The 726-nt window shown below is 37.2% G+C and carries 1 protein-coding gene; it reads left to right on the top strand.

All coding sequences use genetic code 11. From position 1 onward, the window contains the following. A partial coding sequence (locus DRF58_RS18190; RefSeq protein ID WP_185144559.1) for a transposase occupies window positions 1–352 on the top strand: 352 nt, incomplete at its 5' end. Window positions 353–726: the final 374 nt, after the last annotated feature.

The raw sequence follows: 726 nt of genomic DNA, 5'->3' as shown, positions 1-726 counted from the left end.
TGTAACGTTCGATTACAAAGATTACCGCCAAAAAGGCATCAAAAAGCAGATGGTTTTAAGCCACGAGGAGTTTATCCGAAGATTTGCGATGCATATTTTGCCCAAAAGATTTGTAAAAATCCGTCATTATGGTTTTTTGAGCAGCACCTGGAAGCGTATCAAGCTTAAAAATCTGCAACAAAATTTAGGTATTCAGCCCAAGGAAAAGCTTCCACCCAAAGCTTTTCAGCCGAAATGTAGTTGTTGTAAAGTTGGAAATCTTGTGACGATTGCCACGTTCGATCTTCGAGGTCCGCCAAGTTGGTTTTTGGAGATGAGCCGAAATTTACCTGCTCCTAAATCTGCATTTTAGCGGATTTGGGTAAGGGAAATGTTACCCTACGTGAAGGAAAGCACGATAAAACCAAGAAAAACTCGCCAAAATCACCCACAAAAAAAGAGACTCTTCTCAAAGTCTCTTGTATCTCTAAAAATCTTTTGTCGATAAACCCATAGTGTGGGAAAATACCCAACCAAAAGCTGCCGAAGCTTCCGTTCAACAAGGTTTTCATTGTTCGTGCTTCGCACGCAACGAAAACTTAGCTATTCATAGCAGTGTTTTCAATCATTGTGCAAATTATTATATATACTCGTAGTGCATTATTAAATTAATTCAATTTTAAGTCTATTCATTTTTCTATTGAAAACAAAAACATTTACAAACTGAATGAAAGTTAATGCTGTTAT

This window comes from Epilithonimonas hispanica, from assembly GCF_003385395.1.
Taxonomy (GTDB): Bacteria; Bacteroidota; Bacteroidia; order Flavobacteriales; family Weeksellaceae; genus Epilithonimonas; species Epilithonimonas hispanica.
This window is presented reverse-complemented; position numbering and strand designations above follow the sequence as displayed.